At 35.2% G+C, this 25020-nt stretch carries 25 protein-coding genes; 6 read left to right on the forward strand and 19 right to left on the reverse strand.

Annotation, left to right across the window (positions count from 1 at the left end):
* Window positions 1–60 precede the first annotated feature (60 nt).
* The 7 genes from BCELL_RS14280 to fabI all read right to left on the reverse strand — a co-directional run bounded on the left by BCELL_RS14280 (window position 61) and on the right by fabI (window position 6883).
* Window positions 61–561, reverse strand: a complete 501-nt coding sequence (locus BCELL_RS14280) for a DoxX family protein (protein WP_013489466.1) — start codon at window positions 559–561, stop codon at window positions 61–63.
* Window positions 562–1033: 472 nt separating this feature from the next.
* Window positions 1034–1297 carry a hypothetical protein gene (locus BCELL_RS14285; protein WP_013489467.1) on the reverse strand — a complete coding sequence of 88 codons (264 nt, stop codon included), beginning with the start codon at window positions 1295–1297 and terminating at the stop codon, window positions 1034–1036.
* Window positions 1298–1501: 204 nt separating this feature from the next.
* On the reverse strand, window positions 1502–1963 hold the full coding sequence (locus BCELL_RS14290; RefSeq protein ID WP_013489468.1) for a hypothetical protein: 462 nt from the start codon (window positions 1961–1963) through the stop codon (window positions 1502–1504).
* A gap of 258 nt (window positions 1964–2221) precedes the next feature.
* A complete protein-coding gene (locus BCELL_RS14295; protein ID WP_013489469.1) occupies window positions 2222–3145 on the reverse strand; it encodes an NAD-dependent epimerase/dehydratase family protein in 924 nt (307 codons plus the stop codon).
* A gap of 61 nt (window positions 3146–3206) precedes the next feature.
* The gene (locus tag BCELL_RS14300; RefSeq protein WP_013489470.1) at window positions 3207–3557 is read right to left on the reverse strand and encodes a DUF1360 domain-containing protein; all 351 of its coding nucleotides are present in this window, start codon (window positions 3555–3557) and stop codon (window positions 3207–3209) included.
* Between the two features lie 534 nt (window positions 3558–4091).
* Window positions 4092–5417 (reverse strand): group II intron reverse transcriptase/maturase, encoded by a 1326-nt coding sequence (gene ltrA / locus BCELL_RS14305; protein ID WP_013488213.1) that lies wholly within the window; start codon window positions 5415–5417, stop codon window positions 4092–4094.
* A gap of 686 nt (window positions 5418–6103) precedes the next feature.
* The gene (gene fabI, locus BCELL_RS14310; protein ID WP_013489471.1) at window positions 6104–6883 is read right to left on the reverse strand and encodes an enoyl-ACP reductase FabI; all 780 of its coding nucleotides are present in this window, start codon (window positions 6881–6883) and stop codon (window positions 6104–6106) included.
* A 182-nt stretch (window positions 6884–7065) separates the two neighbouring features.
* Between fabI and prpE the strand changes: the two genes are divergently transcribed.
* Window positions 7066–7824, forward strand: a complete 759-nt coding sequence (gene prpE, locus BCELL_RS14315) for a bis(5'-nucleosyl)-tetraphosphatase PrpE (RefSeq protein ID WP_198284018.1) — start codon at window positions 7066–7068, stop codon at window positions 7822–7824.
* Between the two features lie 161 nt (window positions 7825–7985).
* Here prpE and BCELL_RS14320 read toward each other — a convergent pair whose 3' ends face one another.
* From BCELL_RS14320 to BCELL_RS14335, 4 genes are read right to left on the reverse strand one after another with little or no spacing between them, the layout of a single operon-like run.
* Window positions 7986–8882, reverse strand: a complete 897-nt coding sequence (locus BCELL_RS14320; RefSeq protein WP_013489473.1) for an RluA family pseudouridine synthase — start codon at window positions 8880–8882, stop codon at window positions 7986–7988.
* The gene (locus BCELL_RS14325; protein ID WP_013489474.1) at window positions 8882–9676 is read right to left on the reverse strand and encodes an NAD kinase; all 795 of its coding nucleotides are present in this window, start codon (window positions 9674–9676) and stop codon (window positions 8882–8884) included. The genes BCELL_RS14320 and BCELL_RS14325 overlap by 1 nt, the downstream gene beginning before the upstream one ends.
* Before the next feature lie 24 nt (window positions 9677–9700).
* On the reverse strand, window positions 9701–10330 hold the full coding sequence (gene yjbM / locus BCELL_RS14330) for a GTP diphosphokinase (protein WP_013489475.1): 630 nt from the start codon (window positions 10328–10330) through the stop codon (window positions 9701–9703).
* Window positions 10331–10378: 48 nt separating this feature from the next.
* Complete coding sequence (locus tag BCELL_RS14335; protein WP_198283983.1) at window positions 10379–10780, reverse strand: UPF0738 family protein; 402 nt, start codon at window positions 10778–10780, stop codon at window positions 10379–10381.
* A 174-nt stretch (window positions 10781–10954) separates the two neighbouring features.
* On the opposite strand from BCELL_RS14335, the gene BCELL_RS14340 reads away from it, so the two are divergent.
* The 4 genes from BCELL_RS14340 to BCELL_RS14355 all read left to right on the forward strand — a co-directional run bounded on the left by BCELL_RS14340 (window position 10955) and on the right by BCELL_RS14355 (window position 13818).
* A complete protein-coding gene (locus BCELL_RS14340) occupies window positions 10955–11539 on the forward strand; it encodes a CYTH domain-containing protein (protein WP_013489477.1) in 585 nt (194 codons plus the stop codon).
* A 32-nt stretch (window positions 11540–11571) separates the two neighbouring features.
* Window positions 11572–12225 (forward strand): lytic transglycosylase domain-containing protein, encoded by a 654-nt coding sequence (locus BCELL_RS14345; RefSeq protein WP_013489478.1) that lies wholly within the window; start codon window positions 11572–11574, stop codon window positions 12223–12225.
* A 267-nt stretch (window positions 12226–12492) separates the two neighbouring features.
* Entirely contained in the window at window positions 12493–12876 is a 384-nt protein-coding gene (locus BCELL_RS14350; protein WP_013489479.1) for a globin domain-containing protein, read from the forward strand.
* 21 nt (window positions 12877–12897) lie between these two features.
* Window positions 12898–13818 carry a ClpXP adapter SpxH family protein gene (locus BCELL_RS14355; protein ID WP_013489480.1) on the forward strand — a complete coding sequence of 307 codons (921 nt, stop codon included), beginning with the start codon at window positions 12898–12900 and terminating at the stop codon, window positions 13816–13818.
* A 1209-nt stretch (window positions 13819–15027) separates the two neighbouring features.
* Here BCELL_RS14355 and pepF read toward each other — a convergent pair.
* From pepF to mecA, 4 genes are all read right to left on the reverse strand, one after another.
* Window positions 15028–16842 (reverse strand): oligoendopeptidase F, encoded by a 1815-nt coding sequence (pepF, locus tag BCELL_RS14360; RefSeq protein WP_013489482.1) that lies wholly within the window; start codon window positions 16840–16842, stop codon window positions 15028–15030.
* A gap of 106 nt (window positions 16843–16948) precedes the next feature.
* A complete protein-coding gene (locus BCELL_RS14365; RefSeq protein ID WP_013489483.1) occupies window positions 16949–18163 on the reverse strand; it encodes a competence protein CoiA in 1215 nt (404 codons plus the stop codon).
* Window positions 18164–18257: 94 nt separating this feature from the next.
* Window positions 18258–19769 (reverse strand): cardiolipin synthase, encoded by a 1512-nt coding sequence (gene cls / locus BCELL_RS14370; protein ID WP_013489484.1) that lies wholly within the window; start codon window positions 19767–19769, stop codon window positions 18258–18260.
* A gap of 123 nt (window positions 19770–19892) precedes the next feature.
* Window positions 19893–20549: an adaptor protein MecA gene (mecA, locus tag BCELL_RS14375; protein WP_013489485.1), complete on the reverse strand. Its 657-nt coding sequence runs from the start codon at window positions 20547–20549 to the stop codon at window positions 19893–19895.
* Between the two features lie 505 nt (window positions 20550–21054).
* On the opposite strand from mecA, the gene BCELL_RS14380 reads away from it, so the two are divergent.
* Complete coding sequence (locus tag BCELL_RS14380; protein ID WP_013489486.1) at window positions 21055–21717, forward strand: TerC family protein; 663 nt, start codon at window positions 21055–21057, stop codon at window positions 21715–21717.
* A 68-nt stretch (window positions 21718–21785) separates the two neighbouring features.
* Here BCELL_RS14380 and spxA read toward each other — a convergent pair whose 3' ends face one another.
* The 4 genes from spxA to BCELL_RS14395 all read right to left on the reverse strand — a co-directional run bounded on the left by spxA (window position 21786) and on the right by BCELL_RS14395 (window position 24913).
* The gene (spxA, locus tag BCELL_RS14385) at window positions 21786–22187 is read right to left on the reverse strand and encodes a transcriptional regulator SpxA (RefSeq protein WP_013489487.1); all 402 of its coding nucleotides are present in this window, start codon (window positions 22185–22187) and stop codon (window positions 21786–21788) included.
* 387 nt (window positions 22188–22574) lie between these two features.
* Window positions 22575–22703 (reverse strand): hypothetical protein, encoded by a 129-nt coding sequence (locus BCELL_RS23220; protein ID WP_013489488.1) that lies wholly within the window; start codon window positions 22701–22703, stop codon window positions 22575–22577.
* A 53-nt stretch (window positions 22704–22756) separates the two neighbouring features.
* Complete coding sequence (locus BCELL_RS14390) at window positions 22757–23317, reverse strand: GNAT family N-acetyltransferase (RefSeq protein WP_013489489.1); 561 nt, start codon at window positions 23315–23317, stop codon at window positions 22757–22759.
* Window positions 23318–23707: 390 nt separating this feature from the next.
* The gene (locus BCELL_RS14395) at window positions 23708–24913 is read right to left on the reverse strand and encodes a putative glycoside hydrolase (RefSeq protein WP_013489490.1); all 1206 of its coding nucleotides are present in this window, start codon (window positions 24911–24913) and stop codon (window positions 23708–23710) included.
* Between the last annotated feature and the right edge of the window lie 107 nt (window positions 24914–25020).

A 25020-nucleotide genomic window follows, 5' to 3' on the forward strand; every position in this document is an offset into this window, starting at 1 on the left:
ATAGCCGCCTGTTCTTATCATACAGAAAAGCACTCTGAACAGAATCAGAGTGCTACATCATTATACTGTTGTTGCTTCTGCATTCCCTTTACTTCTAAATAGCTTTGCACGAAGATATGGTATGACCCAACGGTCTCCTCCGAATTTACCTGCGTTGTAACCAGCAGCTAAAATAAAGATTGTGATCAATGTCATCCAAGGATTTGTTGAAATTGTCCCTGCAAACATAAACGCAAAATTCATCATGATACCAAAGAAAGCAGCTGCCGTCGTTAACACACCGATGATTAGTCCTAATCCTACAAGTAGCTCTCCCCAAGCGACCATAAAGCTAAATGTACCTGCATACGGTAAGGCAAAGTTCTCTATAAATGCGTGGTATGTTGGATACGTTGCCGCTACTGTTTCGTTTGCTACTACGCCGTGTAAATAACCACTTGCATCAAATCCACCTGTCACTTTTCCCCATCCTGCTGTTAACCAAGACCATCCTAAGTAAATTCGTAATACTGTTAAAATACCTGCTGCGATTTTGTTGTTTCTTATAAAGTTCATAAACATGTTACATTCCTCCTAAAGGTTATAAAATATGATAATAGCAATTTTGAATAATACAAGTTCCACTTTACTAATATTGAAGTTTATTTTGTTTAGTGATCACTAACTTTCTTCACTTTTAGTATATAACGGAAAACACTATTACGACTGTTGTAACTGTGAACATATAGTTGCAAAACAGTGACTAATCTGTGACATACATCACACCCGATTATTCTGCATAAGAAAAGACGTTATAGCAGTAAAGCTGCTATAACGTCTTTTCTTTTAAGGCTGTTTTCGTAAACATTGTTGTTATTTAAGACTTTGTAAAACGAAAGGTGGAGACTCCAGAAGGAAAAGCAATAAGGGCACTGAAAAAGTGGTGTTCTTTCACTTTTTCAGTGCCCTCCTTTTCGGCGTTTAAGCCCGCTAGTATGCACATCGGATAAATTCCACTGACAAGACTTTCTACCTCTCGTTGGGTCACTATTGATTATATCGATTCATCTACGTACTTCCCTTTACCACTTAATTCATTTTCTACCTTTTCACCGATATGTTTTATTTTTTCTTTATTTAGCTGTTTATGTTTATAATCGACTTTTTCTTTTTCATTGAAGTACGTTTTCTCCTTTGTTACATCAAAAAACTCAACTATTTGCGTCGGTGCAGTTGGGCTAATATTCGTTCTACTATTATTCTTTCTTTGATTGTACAAAATAAACTGTTCATCTTTCATTGGTGGTATATATCCCATTACTAGCACCTCACTTCATCGTTTTTAATAAGCTATACCCGCTCATACACTTTCTAAACGAAACGCTTTTATATGATGAAAATATATCATTCTCGTGGATGCCTTTTATTTATCACAATAAGTACTAGACGACTGTGGAAACGTGTATACATCACTTGATTCAACAACAAGGTCTTAACACAGCGAAACGAACAAAATTATTCATTATTTACTGTGATCAGATTTAGTAATATTTGAAGACTGCTTCACGTTATTTTTGAACCATTCATAATCAGAGGTAGTGTTGTTTTGTTCATTTACAATATTCGAAGGTTCTTGAGGATTTACAAAAGGTGCTTCGTTTATATTATTTGACTTTTCTAATTCTTTTTCCTTCTTTTCGGATATCATTTTTTCCTTTTCTCTCGTCATAATTTGAATATTAGCTTCTAACTGTTCCTTTTCTAACAATAGTCCTTTTTTTTCGTTAGTTAACTGTTCCATTTTATCTTCTAATTTACGATTTTCTTTCTTTAACATATCATTTTCCACTTTTAATTCTTCTAGCAATTTGTAATGATAGTTTTCCTCATAATCCTTTACTTTGTTACGATATTTTTGTAATTCTGATTGCAGATATATTACCTTTTGTTTCACTTGAACAGGTGTTAATTTTTCCTTCGCCACTGTAACTGCCCCCTTTTTTTCCATCCTTTATTACTACCATATGTATGAAATATTAAAACTTGCTAACGAAGCGATTTTTTAAAAAATGATGAAGAAATTTTGCCACATTATTCTGAAGTAATCTTGAGTACTCTGCTAGTTACTACGCACTTTCGGAAAGATTCCACAACCATTTAAGAAGAAATAAAAACTAGCTTTATGAAGCTAGTTTTTAATCTTTTTCTAGTGCAAGTTCAATATTGACTTTTTAGTATTAACTCATTTGCGTTTTGTCTCTTTTATTAATTCATTTAAATACCACTGGACAGTTTTTTCTAATGCAGCACCAAATGTATGGGTCATCTTCCAACCGAGTTCACGTACTGAGATGAGGTCTTCTTCCTTATGAATTCTTTTTTGAGTAAATACAGGAAAACTACACTTCATGAGTGATTCCTGTCTTTTCATTCGCGCAAGGATATTTTTTACTACTTCTATATCTTTTTTTGGTTCACTCGTGTGAATATAGTATGTTTTCCCTATTCGTCCTTTCATTAAAGCTAAATATATTGCTTCACATTGATCCTTAACGTACACCCACTCTCTTATTAAGCCTTCATTGCCGTATATAGGAATAGTTAAGTTATTAACTGCTTTTGTAATGACATTAGGAATAAATTCACTATGCCTTTGATCCTCCCCAAAACTACAGCAGCTTTTTACGGATATAATTGGAGCGCCATATGTTCGAAAAAACGAGCGTATATATAAGTCTGTTGTGTTTTCTTTTCCCATATATGAAACAAAAGGTTTCCTATGAGAACCAATGACTTCACTAGAAGAAACATATACCATTCGTTTTGCTTTCCCTTTTCTTAATTGCTCCAATAAGTGAACTACACTTAAATCACTTTCTTGTTTTGAAATAGAAGGGACCAACGTGCAATCGTCCTTTAAATCCTCAAAATAAATGATTGCGTCATAATTGATATCAAATAGATTATTTACCGAATATTTATCATCTAGATCTGTCTCAATAAAACGATATTTTTTTAAACTATTTAGTTTCTTTTCGGTTCCATTATAATCTGATTTTTTACGGTCAGCATTAGTTATAAATGTATGTGGATGCTTTTCTGCAATCATCTTTATAAAGTAGGAACCAATAAAACTCAATCCTCCAGTTACAAGGATATTTTTCATTGGTAACCTCCCTTTTCTAAATTATAGATAAGCGATATTCTCATCCGAATTTCAGTATTCATCATAGCCATTTTATAATGGCCGATTCAATAATCGAAGCAACTGCCGAGGCTGCTAATATGATGATAATAACTGAAACAATTGTAGGTAGTATGAAGTAACTGCATAATAATAAAATACTCGACCAAATACTCATACACCAATGACAAGTAAAAAGCTCACCAAGCCATTTTTTCCAACCAACATCCTCAATCACAATGACAGTTTCCACTTCTCCAGATTCATCGGTTTCTTCTTCGTAAGTTAAGAATATCTTTCTTATAAACAATGTTATAGAATCATATAGTAATAAATGAGTTAATCTGAAAACTGCTAGTGCAAATAACATAAATTGAAATCCATGTAATGTCATTTCTTTTCGCACCTGCTTATAAAGAAAATAGTGAGAGGCCCCTCTCTCTATCCATATGATAAAAATTCATTTTTGCTAATGATCTAAGAAAAATCACTTTTCTAAAAGCGTTTTTTGTAAAACTTGTTGCTTTTTCAGACTTGGTGAAACGAAAGGTGGTTACTCCAGCGGGAATATGAAGAAGGGCACTGAAAAAGTTGATCTGCACTTTTCAGTGCCCTCAATGCAACAAACGGAGCCATTGCCAGTGAATTTTTCCCTATTAGTTATAGCCTTGTCCGCGAAAAGCGTCCGCTTGTAGGGCAACCAAGCTAACAAATTTAATTCAAAACATCAAACTTTACGAAAAGAGCCTATCTAAATGATACTTTAAGTACCTATTTCATCTAACAAGAAAGGGTGACACAAAAGGTTGAATTTCCCCCTTTCGTGCCACCCTTTCTATCTCTCCTCAAATAGAGTAGGCGCATGAAATTATTCATGCGCCTCTCACAGATCCGTACGTGCGGGTCATCGCATACGGCTCCTCCATGATTATCCCCGTTGGGGATGATGATCATTGTAAAGTTTTACAAGTGAGACAAGACCGATTTCTACGAACCATTCTTTAGGTAAAGCAGTATGTACTGGGGTAGACAAAGAGCTTCTCCATCTATTCATACGCAATCTAGGGAGATCTCCTTTCCATTTTCTTTTCCTCAGTTCCCTGTGCAATTTCCTAATATTTCTCCAACTTCTTAATTGAACTGATCTTAATCTTCTACGTATCCATCCATCAAATATAGTGAATATAGTCTTCCCATAAAAGTGACCAAAGTAGTTACCCCAACCTCTTAGGTATGGATTAAGTTTTTCTTTAATCAATGTCTCGATGTTTACGGTTTGGTTTCGCCTAGTGATCTCCTTAACCTTTTCTTTAAATTTCTTTAAAGCTTTAGGAGATGCAGAAACATAATAACCACCCTTGAATTCGTGACCCAAAAATAGAAATGGTTCTTCTAGGTTATTAACAACCTTAGTCTTTTCAGGGTGAACCGTTAAACCTAGTTCCTCGTTTAAGAAGCGAGTTACTGATTTAAGGACTCTTTCAGCCCCTTTTTGTGATTTACAACATATAACAAAGTCATCAGCGTACCTTGTGATTCGATGCCCCCGTTTTGTCATCAGTTCATCGAGTGGGTGTAAATAGATATTTGCAAGTAATGGACTAATAACCCCACCTTGAGGTGTTCCTTTTTCAGTAAGGTGGAAGCTTCCTCCATCCATAACCCCTGCTTGTAAAAAACTCTGAATCAACCGAATAACACTACCGTCTACTACTTCTTCCCTTACAGCTTGAATGAGTTTATCCTGTGGGATTGTATCAAAGTAGGCTTTTAGATCAGCGTCAATTACGTACACATACCCATCCATTAAATCCTTTCGGATTTTCTCTAATGCCATATGTGCACTTTTATTCGGTCTGAATCCGAAACTACAATCCAAAAATTTGTCTTCGAAAATTGGCTCTATAATGCGACGTACAGCCGCTTGAACAACACGGTCTCTCACAGTAGGAATTCCTAAAGGTCTTTTCGTCCCATCCGTTTTTGGAATAAATACACGCTTCACGGGTCTCGGTCTATAGGCCTTTTCTTTTAATTCACGTTGAAGAACTTGTACATTGTCCTCCACCCCGTGTTCAAAAGTACGGATAGAAACTCCATCTACTCCTGCAGACCCTCGATTTCGTTTTACCTCTTTGAATGCTTCCTCCATGTTGGACATAGCCCATACCTTATCCATTAAGCTATACCATTTTCTCTTTTGTGTAGACTTTACTCCATCACGAAAACTCTTCTGATTTAATCTCTCGCTCATGTTCGTATCCTTCCCTTGGCTCTCTCGGATGACTAGCACACGGCATTTTCCGAGTTTTACCTAAAGTACTCCGTCCCAAACGGTCTACTTACTATTCGACCCCAGTTCTTAGGCTCCACCTCACTGGCTTCTGCTTGGCACATGACGGCTTTCTAAATTGAATTGCTTTTCTTCCATGGACAGACGGGCTTCGCATCAAGTCCCTTCCTTTTGGGTAAGGGCTCGCCTTAGCAACGCCATGCTAAGTCACTCGCCATTACGACTTTTCCGACGAGCTTATTCACTAATATCCCCTGCTCTGACTTCTCACCACCCATAATCCCAACTCGCCCCTCACGGACTTGTTTGAGAGTTACCACTGCATAGCGGAGATGATGAGATCTCCTTGGGTCACGTCATCAAACTTTCCCTCGAACCCAGTCCTCATAACTTACAGAACCCTCTTGTGGCACTGGACTTCCCCATCTTTCGCAAGGTTATCCGATTCTGTCAGCCAACATGGTGGTTAGTCGTCTGTTCCGAGATTCGCCTTCAGGTCCTCCACACATTTCCTCGCGGACATGCACTACCTGTCAGCTATACACTTCCGCCACTTCGGCGTGTTAGGGACTTCCACCCATTAGTTCGATGCGCTGCCAAGCGCACGAAAAAGAACCGTGCTACTACCGCACGGTCCTTAAAAATGATTACATTAATCCAATTGTATTATAACCACCGTCAACATGAAGAATTTCACCCGTAATACCTCGTGATAAGTCGCTCATTAGAAACAAAGCTGTATCTCCTACTTCATCTTGTGTAACTGGTCGTTTTAAAGGCGCATTATCTTCCATTTCTTTAAGCACATCATTAAATCCACCAATTCCTTTAGCAGCTAACGTACGGATTGGTCCAGCAGAAATGGCATTTACACGAATTCCTTCTCCACCGAGATCATTTGCTAAGTACTTTACACTGGCATCTAATGAAGCTTTTGCTACACCCATAACGTTATAATTTTTCACAACTCTCTCTCCACCAAGATACGTCAGTGTAACCACGCTTCCACCTTCCGTCATCATCGGACGAGCAGCTTTTACAACTGCTGTTAATGAGTATGCACTTATATTTTGCGCTAGTAAAAAGCCATCTCTCGTAGTATTTAAATATTCACCAGTAATTTCTTCTCTCTTTGCATAAGCAATACAATGTGCAATCCCATGTATAACACCTACTTGCGCTTGTATGTCCTGAAACGCTTTTTCCACTTCTTCGTCATTAGTGACGTCGCATGGCAAAATAATAGAGTCATTTCGCTCAAGCGTTTCCGCTAAAGATCTAACATTCTTTTCTAAACGTTCTCCTTGATATGTAAAAACAAGTCTTGCGCCTGCTTTTGACAAAGACTCTGCAATCCCCCATGCTATACTTCTTTTATTAGCTACGCCCATAATTACATACGTACGATTACTTAAATCAATTTTCATAAAGGCCACCCCTATAATAGTTGTTATTAGCACTTGGTACTAATTTTACTTTGTTTTTTTCAAAACGTCAATCAGATTACTTTTTCTTACCAAAATGCTCCATTTATCTTAAGTGGTTTAACTAGATAATACTCGCTGATTCGTGTAACACTATTAATAAGTTTTATTTAAAAGGAGTGATCATATTGTATGATGTAATTGGAGATATACACGGCTGTTATCAGGAATTGGTAGAATTACTCCAAAAGCTTGGATATCAATTTGAAGAAGATAATTTATCTCATAAAGACAATCGCAAACCAGTATTTTTAGGTGACCTGACGGATCGGGGGCCCGATTCCATATCTGTAATTAAATCGGTATGCACGTGGGTAAAAAACGACCAGGCACTTTATTGCCCAGGTAATCATTGCAATAAATTATATCGTTACTTTTTAGGTAGAAATGTTGTTATTAGCCACGGTTTAGAAACGACCGTAGCGGAATTGGAAGCGCTTACTCAAAAACAATATCAACATCTTTCTTCTATGTTTAAACGTTTATATGAAGAATGCCCACTTTACTTGCAGCTCGATGATGGTAAATTAGTGGTCGCACATGCAGGCATAAGACCTCAAGACATTGGGAAGACGAATAAAAGTGTAAAAACCTTCGTTCTATACGGAGATATTACTGGAGAGAAGCATCCCGATGGACGACCTGTCAGAAGGGATTGGGCAAAAAAATATACATATGAATGCACAGTAGTTTATGGGCATACCCCTGTCAAACAAGTACGTCAAGTTGAAAACACAATTAACATTGATACTGGTTGTGTTTTCGGAAATCGTTTAAGCGCATTACAATGGCCAGAAAAATCAATCGTTTCTGTTTCTTCCCATCAACCATTTAACGAAGAAAAATTTCATCCTATAGAAGAAGATGCTTATGGCTTCCAATAATTTACTCAACACCTTCACTTACCGCTAAAACTAAAGGACAATAAACAACGTTGGTCTTTCTTTTATACTTTCTTTTAAAAAAGACATTTAACTCTTTAGATAGCTAGTTAAATGTCTTTAATACACTATTCCAAAATTGTACTTCTCTACTCATCACTCATTTAGAACTTGCTCATCGCATCTTCAATATCATCTGGAATAGGACAATGAAACGTATACTCTCGTTTATTAATTGGATGAAAAAAAGATAATTGATGAGAATGCAACGCTTGTCGATCAATATAGCGGACGTCCCCTCCATATAAAGTATCTCCTAATAAGGGGTGTCCAATTGCACTCATATGAACCCTAATTTGGTGGGTTCGTCCAGTTTCTAATGTCAACTGTAAAAGTGTAGCTCCACTATACCTTTTCAATACTTCGTAGTGTGTTATAGCGCTTTTACCGAATTCATTTACTTCTCTTTCTATAATACTTGTCGTTTTCCTTGAAATAGGCAAATCGATTGTATTATAATCGTCCGACAAAATGCCCTCGACTAACGCAACGTAAGATCGTTTAATCTCATAACTTTTTTGCAGTTTCACACATAGGTCATGCATATAACGGTGTTTAGCTACCATGACTAAGCCAGAGGTATCTCGGTCAAGACGACTAACAGCATGAAAAGTAGAAGGTATTCCATTTTCTATGTAATAAGCCAGGATTGCTCCTGCTAAAGATGGTTCCCCTTCATTACGTGTTGGTATAGTGGGCAAATGAGGAGGTTTATTTATAATTATTACATGCTCATCCTCAAAAATAATATGAAGCTTTATTTTGTACGGCTTAATAGAACGACTTACTTTTTCTTTAGGGAAAATTACCTCTATTACATCGCCTAAGCGAAGTGTATACCTAACATTCTCTTCTTTTCCGTTAACAGTAATTTGACCTCCATTAAACTTTATATCTGCTAAAGCTTTTCTTGAAATTTGTTTTTCTTCTCTTAAATAATCCCTTAATAATTTCCCAGTGGCAGCATTATCTATAACCCATTGTAATCGAATACTTTTCATTAGCCTGTTATAAAAGATTCCTTTACTCTTTTCCAAAACGGGAAAGGTCGAAACCTAGCAAATCGAACTTTTTCCTCTGCGACCCTGCACTGAATAGCTTTCACGTCATGCTGTATTAACGTTCGATGATCAATTGTCACATGGAAATCAGCATCCTTTATTGGCTTTAAAAGACATACATGATGTTGTGGGAGCACTAATGGGGATCCAATAGTTCGATACACTCGATTATTAATAGATGCCATTTCTGCTACTTGAAACGTTGCTAAAGAAGGATGTAATATAGCTCCACCAAGAGCTTTATTATACGCTGTACTTCCAGAGGGCGTAGATATACATAATCCATCTCCTCTAAATGTTTCAAACAACTCCCCTTTTATTTCTATATCCATGACAATGGAACCTTCTGTACTTTTCACAGAGCACTCATTTAATGCTAAAAATTGCTGACTATCTTTTTGACCATAATAAGTAATCGTTACTTCAAGCAGTGGATATTCAACAATTTTAAAAGGCGTTTTTGCAATATGAGTGACCAACTTCTCCACTTCCTCTGGTTGCCAATCTGCATAAAAACCTAGATGACCTGTATGTACACCAACAAAAGCTGTTTCATGTAGTCGATGAGAATATTCATGAAAAGCTTTTAATAATGTTCCATCTCCACCTACAGAAATAACTATCTCAGGTTTTTCAGCATCCAATTCTAAATGGAAGTCGTCTAAGTACTGTTGTATTTTCTGCGATATCTCTTGGGAGTCACGATCTCCCCGAGAGCAAACTGTGTATTTCATTATTGGTGCACCCTTTCATGGAAATTACCTAACAGAATCCCTTTTTTTTGATAGAATCTGTTGCGCTTCTTGGACTTCTCCGCGAATTTGCGACATCTCTTCATCTAATCGAAACGCTGCTTCCGCCGCCCTCTGTAAACGTTGTTCGACTTCTGCAGGAATTTTACCTGCATATTTATATTGAAGGGAGTGTTCTATTGTAGCCCAAAAATTCATTGCTAACGTTCTTATTTGAAGTTCAACTAAAATTCTCTTTTCCCCACCTTCAATCATTTGAACTGGGTATTTTAGAACGAAGTGGTAAGAACGGTACCCACTATTCTTTTTATGTTTTATATAGTCACGCTCTTCAACTATTTCAAAATCAGTTCTCGCTCTTACTAACTCTACAACTGTATCTATATCTCCAACAAATTGACACATCACCCGCACACCAGCTAAGTCTTGCATCTTTTCTTCCAGCTCATTTAAAGGTATATTCTTCCTCTTAGACTTTTGTAAAATACTTGAAACAGGCTTAACTCTCCCAGTAACGAATTCAATAGGAGTATGTTGAGAGGATAACTGGTATTGCTCTCGTATACCTTTTAATTTAATTTTCATTTCGTCTACTGCCTGTTTGTAAGGAGCTAGTAAAGTGTTCCAATCCAACATGTAATCACCACCAACTAGAAAGCATAAATGAATAACTTTCTATGCACTTTATAAATGAAAAGCATTCTCTACAGATAAGACAAAATCTTTTCCGTAGTTGCTATTATCTTTTATGTTTTCAAGGAGAGTGTTTAACTCCTCTAAGAAATTGTTAAGCTGTATTATGATATTTTCTTCTTTATGTGAGAATACAACGAACATTGGTAGTCCATTTGTTTTCATTACCTCTAGTTCGCTCCATACCGCTAATGGAAATCTTATATGTACGTAACCTTCATTATCTTCCAATATGTATACAAATGCTTTTGCATCAGAATCAACAAGAATCTGCTCTCCTGCCTTCAGTTGTTTTATATAGCTTAAAGGTTCTTCAGCTTTTACTAGTGCTTCACCTTGATCTTCATTTAGAAAAATTTCTTCTACTGTCCATGATTTCATGATCTTATTCACCCTCCATAATAACTCCTAAATCATTCCACATTTAGTTTATCATAATTTTTATAGCACTACACTTTTCAGTCGTATATAATTATATAGTAAAAGAAAGTGTTCCATGAAATGATAAGAAGATGTTTACAAATTGTTAACAAAATTTCTTTATGAAAAGATTTGTAGGTGAATGTAATGAGTCATGAAATAGAAATTGAATTTAAAAACATATTAACTGAAGAAGAATACTCGCGTTTGCTACAAACGTATTCTATACATTTGAATGATGTTATTTCACAAGTAAATTATTATTTTGACACAAAAGATATGGACTTAAAAAATAACCGTTGCGCATTACGAATAAGAAATAAAGAAACCTTGTACACGTTAACGTTGAAGCAATCTAGCGAAGAGAATACAATTTTTGAAACGCATCAAAGTCTCAATAAAGAAGAGTTTGAAGATGCCATTTCATACGGTCATCTCCCTAAAGGCGATGTAACACATCAATTAATATCGATAATACCTCATTCAAAAAATGTTCAGTACTTAGGAAAGCTTACAACAGAACGTGCTGAAAAAAATTTGGTTGAAGGTCTTTTAGTACTCGATAAAAGTTATTACTTTGATACAGTTGATTACGAATTAGAATTTGAATGTGATGACGTAAAGTCTGGACAAGCCTTCTTTAACCAACTTTTAGAAAAAAATCGTATTCCTAAAAGAAAAACGGACAGTAAAATGAGCAGATTTTTTCAAAAAAAAATTGAGGAAGAATAAGTACTTTTATTTTGCAGAATGGGGATAAAGATATGAAAACAAATATGATGAATGACTTTTATCAGTGGCAAGTTCTTCGTTCTTGGGGAGAAAATCAATCAAAAAAATTAACTTCGACTCCTTTAAATGCTACTAGCATGTTCCAAGGGTTGTTAGACAATGAATTAGAAAAGCTTTCAAATAATATATCAAAGCTTAATGGGATGACTAACCATGTGCCATTATTGCAATTTAATGAAATGGTACACACTCCTTTTAATACACAAATAGAAAGTACAAATGAAAGAGCAAAACCATATTTATCCCTTATAGAATCAGCTGCAAAAAAACATGGGGTAGATGCAAACCTTATCTATTCTGTCATACAGCATGAATCTAGCTTTCGTTCCAACGCTGTTAGTCCAGCAGGAGCGAGAGGGCTAATGCAGTTAATGCCGAAAACAGCCAAAAGTCTTGGTGTCGTAGATAGCTTTGATGCACAGCAAAACATAGATGCTGGGACTCGTTACTTAAAATCTATGATCGATCGTTACAATGGAGATATCTCATTAGCACTTGCTGCATATAATGCTGGACCTGGTAATGTGGATCGATATGGTGGAATTCCTCCATTTAAAGAAACGGAAAAATACGTACCAACAGTACTGGATACATTTAGGAAGCGTTCTATTCCAAATGTCATATAAATAACATGAATTGCAAATACTCTAATGATATAGAGGGTACTCCAAAGAAATAAAAATTTTGGGGTACTCTCTTTTTCTATTTCTGTACTATAAACACCATAAATAACATAATAATGTTTGAAAAATGGCATAATAATTCACATTTGTTGCTGAATAATATGAATGCTTGTTACAATAAGTTTACAATAGAAAGATTATTAAATGATAAATAAACTAAGCATTAAAATATATGTAAAAAAATAGCGGTATGCTAGAGGAGAAGGAACAATGCATTCACAATTTGAGAAAACACCTTTTGATGAAATTGGTGAGGAGAATGTACATCAATTAGTAGAACGTTTTTATGAACTAGTTGCTGTTCATCCAGCACTAGCACCAATTTTTCCAGATGATTTTACCGAGACAATTCGAAAACAAAAACAATTTTTGACACAATTTCTCGGCGGACCACCTTTATATTCAGAAGAGCATGGTCACCCGATGCTTCGCGCTAGACACATGCCTTTTCAAATAACAGAAGAAAGAGCGAACGCTTGGCTAGCTTGTATGTCTCAAGCAATGGCTGATATTGAACTACAAGAACCTATTAGATCGCAATTATTCGAAAGATTAACATATACCGCTCATCATATGGTAAATACAAAAGTGTAATTTGTTTCAGGGGGATAGGATATGACTTCTAAAGAAGAAAAATTTATTTGTAATGATGAATTAGGCCTTTGTTGTCCAGAGGAGCCTTCCTCCTATTATAAGGACCGTAAAAAGAAGCCAATCGAAATTTATATGTTTATTGATCCACTATGTCCAGAATGCTGGGCACTAGAACCAATTGTAAAAAAACTACAAATGGAATATTCACCGTACTTCACTTTACGAACTTTACTTGCCAATGAGTTAAAGTCATTAAATCAACCAGCTGGTTCTAAAAAGGCAGCACATATTAGAGAATTAGCTCGTTCTTATGATGAAACAGCAACAAGAACCGGTATGCCTTGTGATGGTGATGTATGGTATGAGGCTACACCTACAACGCCGTATTTAGCCATATTGGCTATTAAAGCCGCCGAACTTCAAGGAAAAGCAATCGGCTCCAAGTTTTTGCGCCGCCTGAGAGAAGCACTATTTCTCCATAAACAAAACATAGCTTGTGAAGAAGTCTTAATAGAATGTGCAAACAAAGTAAAAGGCTTAGATGTTAACGAGTTTAAACAAGACTTACACTCTAAAACTTCTTCCAAAGCTTTTCAAAATGATGTTTGTACGACGAAGGAAATGGAAGTAACTGCCGTACCTACTTTAGTTTTCTTTAATGATAATGTAGATGAGCCTGGGCTAAATGTACCTGGTTTATACGACTACCCTACTTACGTTAGAATAATGGAAGATATGTTAGGTGAACAAATGGAAAAGTGTCCTCAAATGACGTTAGAAAGCTTTTTAGAATTTTATTCTGTCGTTACTACGAAAGAAATTAGTGTTGTTTTTGATTGGACTATTGAACAAACGGAAAAAAAGATGAAAAAGCTCCAGATTATGCAACTAGTAGAACGTGTTCCTGTAAAATACGGAACTCTATGGCGCTTTATTCAATAAAAAAGACTAAAACTAGCCATAAAGCTAGTTTTAGTCTTTTTTAAAAGCAGTGGAATTTCGCCGTATCCCTTCATGTATTAGCGAGTGCTCTTCTCGCTAGTACGCACGGCGATTAAATTCCTCTGCCTAGTTTTGATACTTTTAAAACTAGCCATAAAGCTAGTTTTAGTCTTTTTTAGAAGCAGTGGAATTTCGCCGTACCCCTTCATGTACTAGTGAGTGCTCTTCTCGCTAGTACGCACGGCGATTAAATTCCTCTGCCTAGTTTTGATACTTTTAGAACTAGCCATAAAGCTAGTTTTAGTCTTTTTTAGAAGCAGTGGAATTTCGCCGTATCCCTTAAAGTACTAGTGAGTGCTCTTCTCGCTAGTACGCACGGCGATTAAATTCCTCTGTCTAGTTTGAGATACTTTCTTTATTTAAAACTAGCCATAAAGTGTGGAAAAATGCCGCTTCCATATTTTTATACTTGTCTTACAATGAAAAAAATCAGGTGGGGTAACCTGATTTTTTCAATCGGAACATTGTCAAGTTTATCTATGAAAGGGGTACGTCCAGGGGTTTGTGACGTCTATTAAACACATACACTTTAGGGGGAGCTATGTGATTCCTTTCACAACTTTAATTTATCAGAGTTCATGTATGAAAGCAATCAAGTCGTGATCTTTTTCACAAAATCGTCAAATACTCTTTTCAAATCTAATTTAATATATATAAATGAATGAATTGCATAATTATCGTCCCTTAAAAATAGTACCTCCCTAATTATCTCATTTAGTATTCTTAGAAAGTGAATGATGAAATTTATTATTAAATAAAATCAATGAAAAAAGAACATCTTTGTCTATTTTCTAATATACCTGCATATTTGTTAATAAAAGGAGTAGTCAGGCTGTCTATGTTTATTAATTAACTAAAGGAGGGGGACTAGATTTGCTTATTTTTCTCATATTTATGTTCCTATGTATTGTTGTTTGTTTCTTCTTAGTTATATTAAGTTTGTTACATTTGTTCCCTTTTTGGGTCTCTATGCCATTGCTGTTGCTTTCCATTATCATTTTTACACACACAATAAATGAGCGGCATCGCTTTAAGGGATTTAGACCATCAAGGTAGAAAGAGGGTGACTCAAAAGGTTTGGAATTTACCTTTTAGGTCACCCTCTTATTACTTTTAATGTAAAGCCCATATTATCGCACTTGCAACTTTTTATGCTTCAGATAATAACTCCTCTAACTCTGTTAACGTTTCTTCAAACACTGCTAGTGCTTGCTTAATTGGTTCGGAAGACGTCATATCCACTCCAGCCTTTTTAAGTACTTCAATTGGATAATCTGAATTACCTGCCTTTAAGAAATGGTCAATGTATCTTTGAACAGCTGGTTCACCTTCATCAAGAATTTGCTTTGCTAATGCCGTCGCTGCACTATACCCTGTAGCATATTGATATACATAAAAATTGTAATAAAAATGAGGAATTCTTGCCCATTCTAATGCAATTTCATCATCAATAACGATGTCATCTCCAAAATACTTTTTATTTAAATCATAATACATACTACTGAGAAGGTCTGGTGTTAACGGTTCTCCGTTTGCTGCTTTTTCATGCATTAATTTTTCAAATTCTGCAAACATCGTTTGACGGAAAACAGTTCCCCTAAAACCTTCAAGGAAATGATTTAATAAATATAAACGCTTCTGCTTATCATCTGTCACCTTTAATAAATAATCATTTAATAAGGCTTCATTACAAGTAGATGCTACTTCTGCAACGAAAATCGAGTAATTTGCATAAGGATAAGGTTGATGTTTTCTCGTATAATAGCTATGAACGGAATGTCCAAACTCATGTGCTAAAGTAAATAAGTTATTGACATTGTCCTGCCAGTTCATCAAAATGTATGGCATCGTTCCGTATGCTCCCGATGAATAGGCTCCACTTCTTTTTCCAACATTTTCTTCAACGTCTACCCATCTATTATTGAAGCCTTCTTCAACTATAGATACATATTCCTCACCAAGTGGTGCTACCCCCTTTGTAACAAGATCTTTTGCTTCCTCATAAGGGATTTTCATATCTACTTCTTTTACTAATGGTGTATAAAGATCATACATATGAAGCTCATCTACACCAAGAACCTTCTTACGTAGCTTTACATAACGGTGCAATAAATGTAAATGATCGTTTACAGTTGAAACTAGCTGATCATACACCACCTCTGGTATATCATTTTTACTTAGTGCTGCCTGCCTTGCCGATTCATAATTTCTTACATTTGCATTAAAAATGTTCCTTTTTACATTACCACTAATTGTGCTAGCAAAAGTATTTTTAAATTTACCATAAGTATCATATACGGCCTTAAATGCATCTGATCGAACTCTTTGATCGTCACTTTCTAAAAATCGAATATAACGTCCATGTGTAATTTCGATTTCATTACCTTCTTCATCCTTCACAGAGGGAAACTTCATATCTGCATTATTTAACATTCCAAATGTATTTGAAGAACTATCCGTTACTTCGCTTACTTGTGCTAATATTGATTCCTCTTTTTCACTTAATACGTGAGGTCTTTGACGATTTATCTTTTCTAGTGCGTGCTTATAAAGCTTGAGTTCATCTTTTTCATCTAGAAATTGGTTAATCTTTTCCTCTGGAATAGAAAGAAGTTCAGGTGTAACAAAAGAAGCCGCATTAGATACTTGTGATAATAATTGACTTGCTCGGTCATTCAAACCTTGATAAAAAGAATTCGTAGTATCTTGATCATATCGCATATGAGCATATGTATACAATTTCCCAAGAAGAATTGATACTTCATCTTGGTATTTTAAGAGATCATATAATGAATCTGCTGATTCTCCTAGCTTTCCTTTAAATTCCTTTAGTTTCGGTAGCATCTCTTTCACTTGAGAAAAGTCCTTTTCCCAATCATCGTTTGTTGCATAAATATCCTCTAAATCCCATGTTAACTCTTTTGGGATTTCATCTCTTTTTGGTAAAGATGTCGTATTTGCCATAGAAAAAGCCCTCCATATATTTTATTAATATAGTTTTCTGTTACATTATTCGATAAAAAAATAAAAATCCCTTTCCATTTCAAAAAATATTTCTAAACTCGAATGATTATTCCACTACATTGCTACATAATCCCCCCTCTATCTTGCTTTGAATGTATAAATCATCCATACATAGTGTGTCCAGCTGTTTATTTATATTAATATGATGTATAACAAAGTATACATTATTATATTGTTTCTTCAATACGTTAAAATACGTAAGCATATCAAAAAATTCCGTGATTGCTTCAAATAGAAGCTCCTTTGGATGTTTCCCTAAAGGTCTTAAGTGAAATATCCCAATTTCTATAAGGTAATATAATTGATTCATTATTTTACTAGCCTCAATTTTACCGTTTAGTATATTCTTATTAATACATTCTATAATTATCCATGATTGCCACCACATTGGGGCTGTATTGAAGTAAAAATTTGATTGTAAAGGTAAGCAGCCAAGCGCGGGAAAGTAATTGAGGTTAAGTTGATACTGTTGAAATATTCGTAGCATTGCTTTTTCTGTACGTGTCATTGATAAATAACACTTTTGACGTCTTAATTTAATTTCATATTGCCAGTGTGTGTAAAACGTTTTTAAAAAATGAGTGTATGATATTGTAGGGGTCAGCCCTTTTAGTGAAAATAACTGAACGGGAGATATATTAAAGTCGCTGTGAAGAGGAAAAATAATCGTTTTTTGTCTTGTTACATATTTAAAGTTTGTATATATAGTCCAAACAGAGTCCTTAATGTCTAAATAAATTGCGTGCCATTGAGGTGATGGCCGCATTAGCAACGCATCTAATACGTTTGTCTTTCTCATGATAGGATGAGAAAATTTATTCTTTAAACCAATCCAAATCGGCACAAATCCTTGTTCTAAATAATTATGATCCCGTCTTCTATGAACTTCTTCTGAAAGAAAGGCTCTTTGTATTTCAATGACATACTTTACTTTTTTTATTTCCACATACACATCAGGTCGTTGTTTCATTTTTGGAATATACCATTCCACTTTCGGATGAAACCCATGCTTTTGAAGCCAATTTGCGACCAAAAGCTTTCCTTTTTTGTGATCTTCTGTTTCTCTTTTTTCCGTACATTGACTATCAGGCATATGTGAAAAATGCCAAGATTGTTGTGTGCCTAGCTTTAGTATCACTTTTTCCTTACAAATAAAACATTCGTATTCAAATATACTTCTATCTCTTTCCAACTCCTCTCTCGTCCAATTTTTATTTAGTAAATGTAGAATAGAACCGTTACTGCGCATAGCAACAAACAAGAAAAACACCTCTTTCTCAGGTTTAATATACTTTTTTGGGGATATATCATTTAGAAAGGGTCGGACGGTATCCCACCTTCAAGTAAGATACCGACTATAAAAGCGGAGATAATAGCCTTGAGGTAGATTCAATGACTTTATGTGAAAAAGAACGATTTTTAAATACATCTTCTCGAATTACTGTAGAGTGTTCCATATCGTATATAAAATCACTCACTAACCGCTCTACACTAGACGTTTGGTAAAGAAAGGCGTTCACTTCAAAATTTAAATGAAAGCTTCTCATATCCATATTGGCTGTACCGATCGATGCAATTTCATGGTCAACAATAATTAACTTACTGTGCATGAATCCTCGATTATATTCATAAATTTTTACACCAGCCTCCAACAGTTCAGGAAAATAGGATCTTGAAGCATAAAAAACAATACGTTTATCAGGTCTATTAGGAACTAATATCCGAACATCAACACCGCTAAGAGCAGCAATTTTTAAGGCACTTAAAATATCTTCATCTGGGATAAAGTATGGTGAAGCAATCCAAATCGACTTGTTTGCAGATGTAATCATCGTAAAAAATAACTTTTTTAAAATTTCCCACCTGCTATCCGGACCACTCGCGATCATCTGAACGCCACCATCATCTGGCTTAGATGCTAAACTAGGAGATAAATAATTTTGATGGAAGGCATTTTCCTTTGTTTCATAATACCAATCTCTTAAAAATATAAGTTGTAAGCTGCGAATAGCCTCTCCTTGAACAAAAAGATGTGTATCTCTCCAATGTCCGAAATATCTATTTTTCCCTAAGTATTCATCCCCTATATTTAATCCTCCAATAAATGCATAAGTTGTGTCAACAACAATAATTTTTCGATGATTACGGTAATTGATTCTATGATTAAATAATGGAAATTTCACTGGGGAGAACGGGACAATTTTTACACCAGCCTGTCGCATCTCTTCCACATAATCATTATTTAGTTTCCAGCTACCAACAGAGTCATATAAAAATCTTACTGCAACGCCAGCTTTCGCTTTATCTATAAGAATCTGCTTGATTTCCTGCCCAATCTCATCATGTCGTACGATATAATACTCAAGGTGAATGTGGTTCTCGGCTTTTTTTAAAGCTTCCACTATATATGTAAACGTTTCCTTCCCATCAGTCAATACTTTTGTCTCTGTTTGAAACGAGATCGGATTATTGCCTATTTTATTAGCTAACCTAAATAGCTTTTGCTGATGGTCTGACATTCTTTTTAGCTTCGTCTCATCAAGGGGACGGTTGCCCTCCATATGGTGAAAAGCCTGTTCATCTTCAATCGCTTTTTTATTGAATGATTTTCTTTTCCTTACATTTTGACCAAACATTAAATAAAAGAAAAAGCCTACTATCGGGAATGTACCTAACACTACTAACCAAGTTACTGTTTTTGTTGGATTTCTATTTTCAAAGAATATAACGACTGCAATAAAAAAAGCGGATAAAGAAAACAAAATACTAAATACACCGACAACCCAGCTCTCCCAATATTGTCGTGTAGCAAATAATACAATACATAGAATTGTTAAAAAGACAATTAATTGAATACGTTTTAACATAATTTTCCCCTTTTTATCTCTCTATGCTCTATCTTTAAATATACTATGAATTAATCATTTAGGAAACAAAAAGCCGATGGAATCCATCGGCTTTTGTTAAAATATCCCATTAAGACTTTTTACTTAAGAAAACTTTGAACGTAATTGGGACAATGCATTTTCGGCAAAGATTTCTTTTCCATACTCTGAAATTCGATGTATCGTTATGTCCGATTCATAACCGTATTCGAGCATACGACTAAGAAGGTTATCTTGCTCATCATCAGTATACGTTTCGTCTAGCGTCACGTATACATAATAGACCCCCTCAAAGCTATACATGCTTGTTTCAACTTCATCATAAAAGACATGACTTAAAGAAATGATGTCTTCGAGATCCTTAAATCCTAGAACAACACTTAAAGAATGATCTTTTACTAATTCAGTATCTTTATCACCGGCAAACTGACTATCAAGCATATCGACAATATTATTATCCACTGGCATATCATCCTTTTCTTCATCCATTGGGATTTCAAGTTTAAGGTTTCCATCACCACTCATTTGTCCGCGCGTTACGATAATCTCTAATCCTTTTTCTAGTGCGTGTACTTGCACCCACAACGGCCCATTTAATTCGAAACTTTCTTGATCATTTGCTTCGTTCATCATTTCGAAAAAAAGTTCTTCTCCACGTTCACGGTTATACCATATTTCATCTTTATGAAAACCGCGACGTTCCATGTCGTGGTAGGTAATATAAAACTTAATCGTAGTATCGTTTATTCTCTCAATTTCCATTTGTTCTCACCCTTTCTTAGAGTCTTGCGTCTACATTGAGAACAACCACCTTATAAGTTATGAGTATTTTATACCCAATTAAGAAAAAAGTAAACAACTTATGATTGCCAATAACAACTTTCTTTTTTCTAACTACAATTATACAATATTACCTTCGAATTTAAAAACTTTGTGATATTGTATAGTATGTTCATAGCCTTGGAAAAAATGACCTTAATTTTAGTCCTTCTACGCATTAATTTTTTACTACTTCAACATATTCCCCCACCTTGGGTAGCTCCAGCTTCTCCCACACTTTGTTTATATCAAATTACCAACAGCTTTTTACCGATCTACCTCTGTGAAATTCCTTTCTCTGCATAGCAAATGAAAAAGAATGAAAGTAAGTTCTGAAATAGTAAGAGCTTGTATATATATTATTGAAGATTCCTTGTCTATTAGACGATGACTATATTTAAAAATAACTAATTCTATTTTAATTGGATAACTAAGGAGGAATCAACCTTTGAGCTCAGAATTTATCATTTCTCTTCTTACAATTATTGGTATCGACATTATACTTGGTGGTGACAATGCAATCGTTGTTGCTCTAGCGTGTAGAAAGCTACCACCACATTTAAGAAACAAAGCAATCATTGCTGGTATTATGCTCGCCATTGCCGCTAGAGCAATCCTCACACTTGTCGCCGTTCAATTATTGGCTATACCATACTTAATGAGTATTGGTGGTATATTGCTCCTTTGGATTGCCTTTAAATTAATGACGAATACAGAAGAAGATCACGATATTAGAGGAGAAGCAAAAGTGAGTGATGCGATTAAAACAATCGTAGTAGCTGATGTAGTCATGGGCTTTGATAATGTACTAGCTGTTGCTGGTGCTGCTAATGGAAACGGAGTACTAGTATTAATAGGACTTTTAGTTTCTGTCCCAATTATTATTTGGGGAAGCAAGCTTATTCTTTACTTAATGACTAAATTTTCTTTTATCATTTATATTGGTGCTAGTATCCTCGTATACACAGCAGCAAAGATGATCTTACACGAAGCTGCAGTTTCAGATTTCATTGATCGTGTTGGAGTAAATGCAACGATGTTCACAATATTACTTGTAGTTCTAACTTTATTAGGAGGCTGGCTGTACAATCGTAAAGCTCTTCAATCTTAAAAACCTGCTATAAAATGAAGAGGGTGACTTAAGGTCAATAACAACCTTTCTAGTCACCCTCTTACTTATTATTCATTTACTAATTTTTTTGTTGCTTCTTGCAGCTGGAAAGTTCTTACTTTTCTTGGTAAGAATCTGCGAATCTCAGCCTCATTATAGCCTACTTGGATTCGTTTTTCGTCAAGAATTATCGGACGTCTTAACAGACCGGGATTATCACTAATTAACTGAAATAATGTTTGTAGCGGCAAAGCATCTACCTCAACATCTAATTCTTGAAAAACCTTAGAACGAGTAGATATTATTTCATCTGTTCCATCCTCAGTCATTCTTATTACTTCCTTTACCTCTTCAACAGATAAAGGCTCTGAAAAAATATTTCTTTCAACAAATTCAATATTGTTTTCTTGCAACCATGCTTTTGCCTTTCGACAAGAAGTACAACTTGGTGATGTAAATAGTGTAACCATGTATATATTCCCCTTTCCATAATTTGTCCAAGAGAAGCGTGTATGTGAATGAATTGATATCTTATGTTTACAATATGTATTATACTATAATTATTATAATTTGGATAGAACTTTTTTTAAAAGTTGACTTCTAATAATGGTATCGTTTTTTTACTCTAACAGTAGTCAATTACCCAATAAAACAAATATTAAAACGTATTTCTAATGAAAATATGAAGTTTTTTTTATATTTTTTATAAATTAGACCTATATCCTAACCAATTCCAACAAAAAAAGTGCTTATTTTACATAAAGTGATATTTTCAATTAGACTCTTTCATTATCAATTTAAAAGGGGATTCCAAAGAAATATTGATTTAAATGGATATCCCCCGTAACAACATTTATTTATGCAATTGTTTTTGATTGAGTACTTGGATTACGCTTAGGAATTTTGTTTACTTCATCCCACTTACGCTTTAAATAATCTTTCCACAGTTCCTTTTTCAACCTTTTCCTTTTCGTACTTCCTTTCATCGTAAACACTCTCCTTCATTTATTGTGCTTTAAAAGACGAAAGCAAGAAAGACTTATGGAGCTGATTGTTCATCTGACTCAAAGCTAAATACTTCATCAGCATCCTCATATGGCATTCCATACAATTCCTCATCTTTGTACGTATGAATGTTTTCATACGTGTGACGAAGCTTCTCATAAATACTTTCTTCTGATTCATTCGAAGGCGACCAATATAAAATTTCTAATTCATTGATTTCCCCTGTTGCTATAGATCGACGATGATAACCTATAGATTTAGCGTGTTTAAAGCCTTCACGCTTATAAAAACGTTGCCTTTTTTGTGTATCTGAATCATCATAATCAATTGGTTCAACCTCTAAAATAATTGGTTTACTTTTAGATTTTAATTTATCTAATAACTTTTTTCCTAGCCCTTGTCCTCTTGCCTCATTAGAAACAAAAAGGTAATCGATAAATATAAAGTCATCCATTTCAACATACATTAGCACATGATTTGGGCCATCATCTTTTTTGTATATTTCTCTCTTTTCCTTTAAAAGTAGTTCCATATGCTCTTTCGATTTCATTTCTTCTATAGGAAAGTATTGGTTTAACTTTTCATACCAGTTCATTGATGTTTAACCTCTCTTTTCCTGTTTAATTTAGCTTGCTTTCGTTTAACGCAAGGTAACATATCTCCTTATATTATATGCGATATTTCCAAAATGATAAACAAGATTACTACATGCTTACAACTCATTTTTGTTAATATTATCTGGTTATGACTATCGATCTTTCTCATAATAAAAGATACAATGAAATCCTTTGTATAGCTTGTTTTTTCATAAATAAATGCACTGTTTAAGGTTAGTGTTAAATTTATTCAAACAAAGGGGCGAGACACATGCTTGAATAGCATTAGCTAATGATCCACCAGAGCGGGGTAGAGGAAAATGATCACCCTATAGGCGAAAAAAAGATGACCGTAAAGGCTACTTGCAGTTACGATCATCCTCCGTGTATTATGGTTCTAAATAATTTACTCCTCTTGTATAGCGGTTGTTAGCATTCCATAACAGAAATTCGTAAATATCGTTGTCATATAATGCCCTAATTTGTGCTTCAACTTCATCAACACCATATGTCATGTAATTTCCTGGCCCTAACCATGAAGCAGTGAAATCTTGAATCCACGGACGTGAGACAGGTGGCGTTTCCAATGCACCTAACACTTCATTTTCCACTTTAGCGTACTCATCAACTAATTCATAAGGATATAGGTCAGGTTTATCAATACCAAAGTATGGTGTCCAATGACTTGGATAAATCATCGAAGAGATCACGTCTACGTTATCAGATATTCTTGAAAAATTTTGTCCGATCCCTGGCGCCTCGGAAATTGTCGCTGCATAACCAAAAATGTCAACAGACACGTCTACATCATATGGCTCCAATTGCTCTCTCGCATATGCCACGAAGTCTGTAACTGCATCCACTCGTTTTTGTACGTTGTCATCCCCATCAGTGTATGGCCCAACATCATATTCTAAAATATCATCACGACGCTCGAATCCTTCTGGAAAACGAACATAGTCAAATTGGATTTCTTGAAAGCCCATCTCAGCAGCTTTTATTGCGATATCAATGTTATAATCCCAAACTTCTTTTAAAAAGGGATTAACAAAAGCTTCATTACGATTATTTTTCCAAACTTCACCGTTTTCTAAAAAGGAAAGATCTGGTCTTTTTTCAGCAAGAACGGAATCCTTAAATACAACGACTCTTGCTATCGGATAGATTTCGTGCTCCTCTAGCCTACTCATCATTGCTTCAGTATCTGGGATGAAGTTTTGAGAGATCTCATAATATGGTGAATCTTCGTCAGGGCGATAAGTTAACCAGCCGTGATCCTCTTTAATATCAATTACCATTGAATTCAGCGCTGTCGTATCCAGGAACTCAATTAATTCATCAAAACGTTGAACACCTACCGTATTTCCTGTTACGTATATCCCACGCACCGCATCCGGGTATTCAAACGTATACCCTGAATCAAACACAACAAATCGAGCAACAATGTCTGGCCACTCTCGTTCAACTAGGTTCGTTTGCTTTTCTTGGTGGTATGCAGCTGTTTTTACTTCATCTGCTTCTTCAGCGAAAGCACTTGCTCCACCAAAAACTAGTAAAGCCGTGATACTTGCTAAAAATAGTTTCGTTTTCCCCATCGTATTCACAACCTTTTCTATTTCTGTTATTTCTTAAGGTGCTTCTCAAAATCACCATTATACTAGTAGCCCATTTCCTTTTTGAACTTTCAAAAAATGAATGTTTG

Origin of the sequence: Evansella cellulosilytica DSM 2522, from assembly GCF_000177235.2 — a bacterium.
Taxonomy (GTDB): domain Bacteria; phylum Bacillota; class Bacilli; order Bacillales; family Salisediminibacteriaceae; genus Evansella; species Evansella cellulosilytica.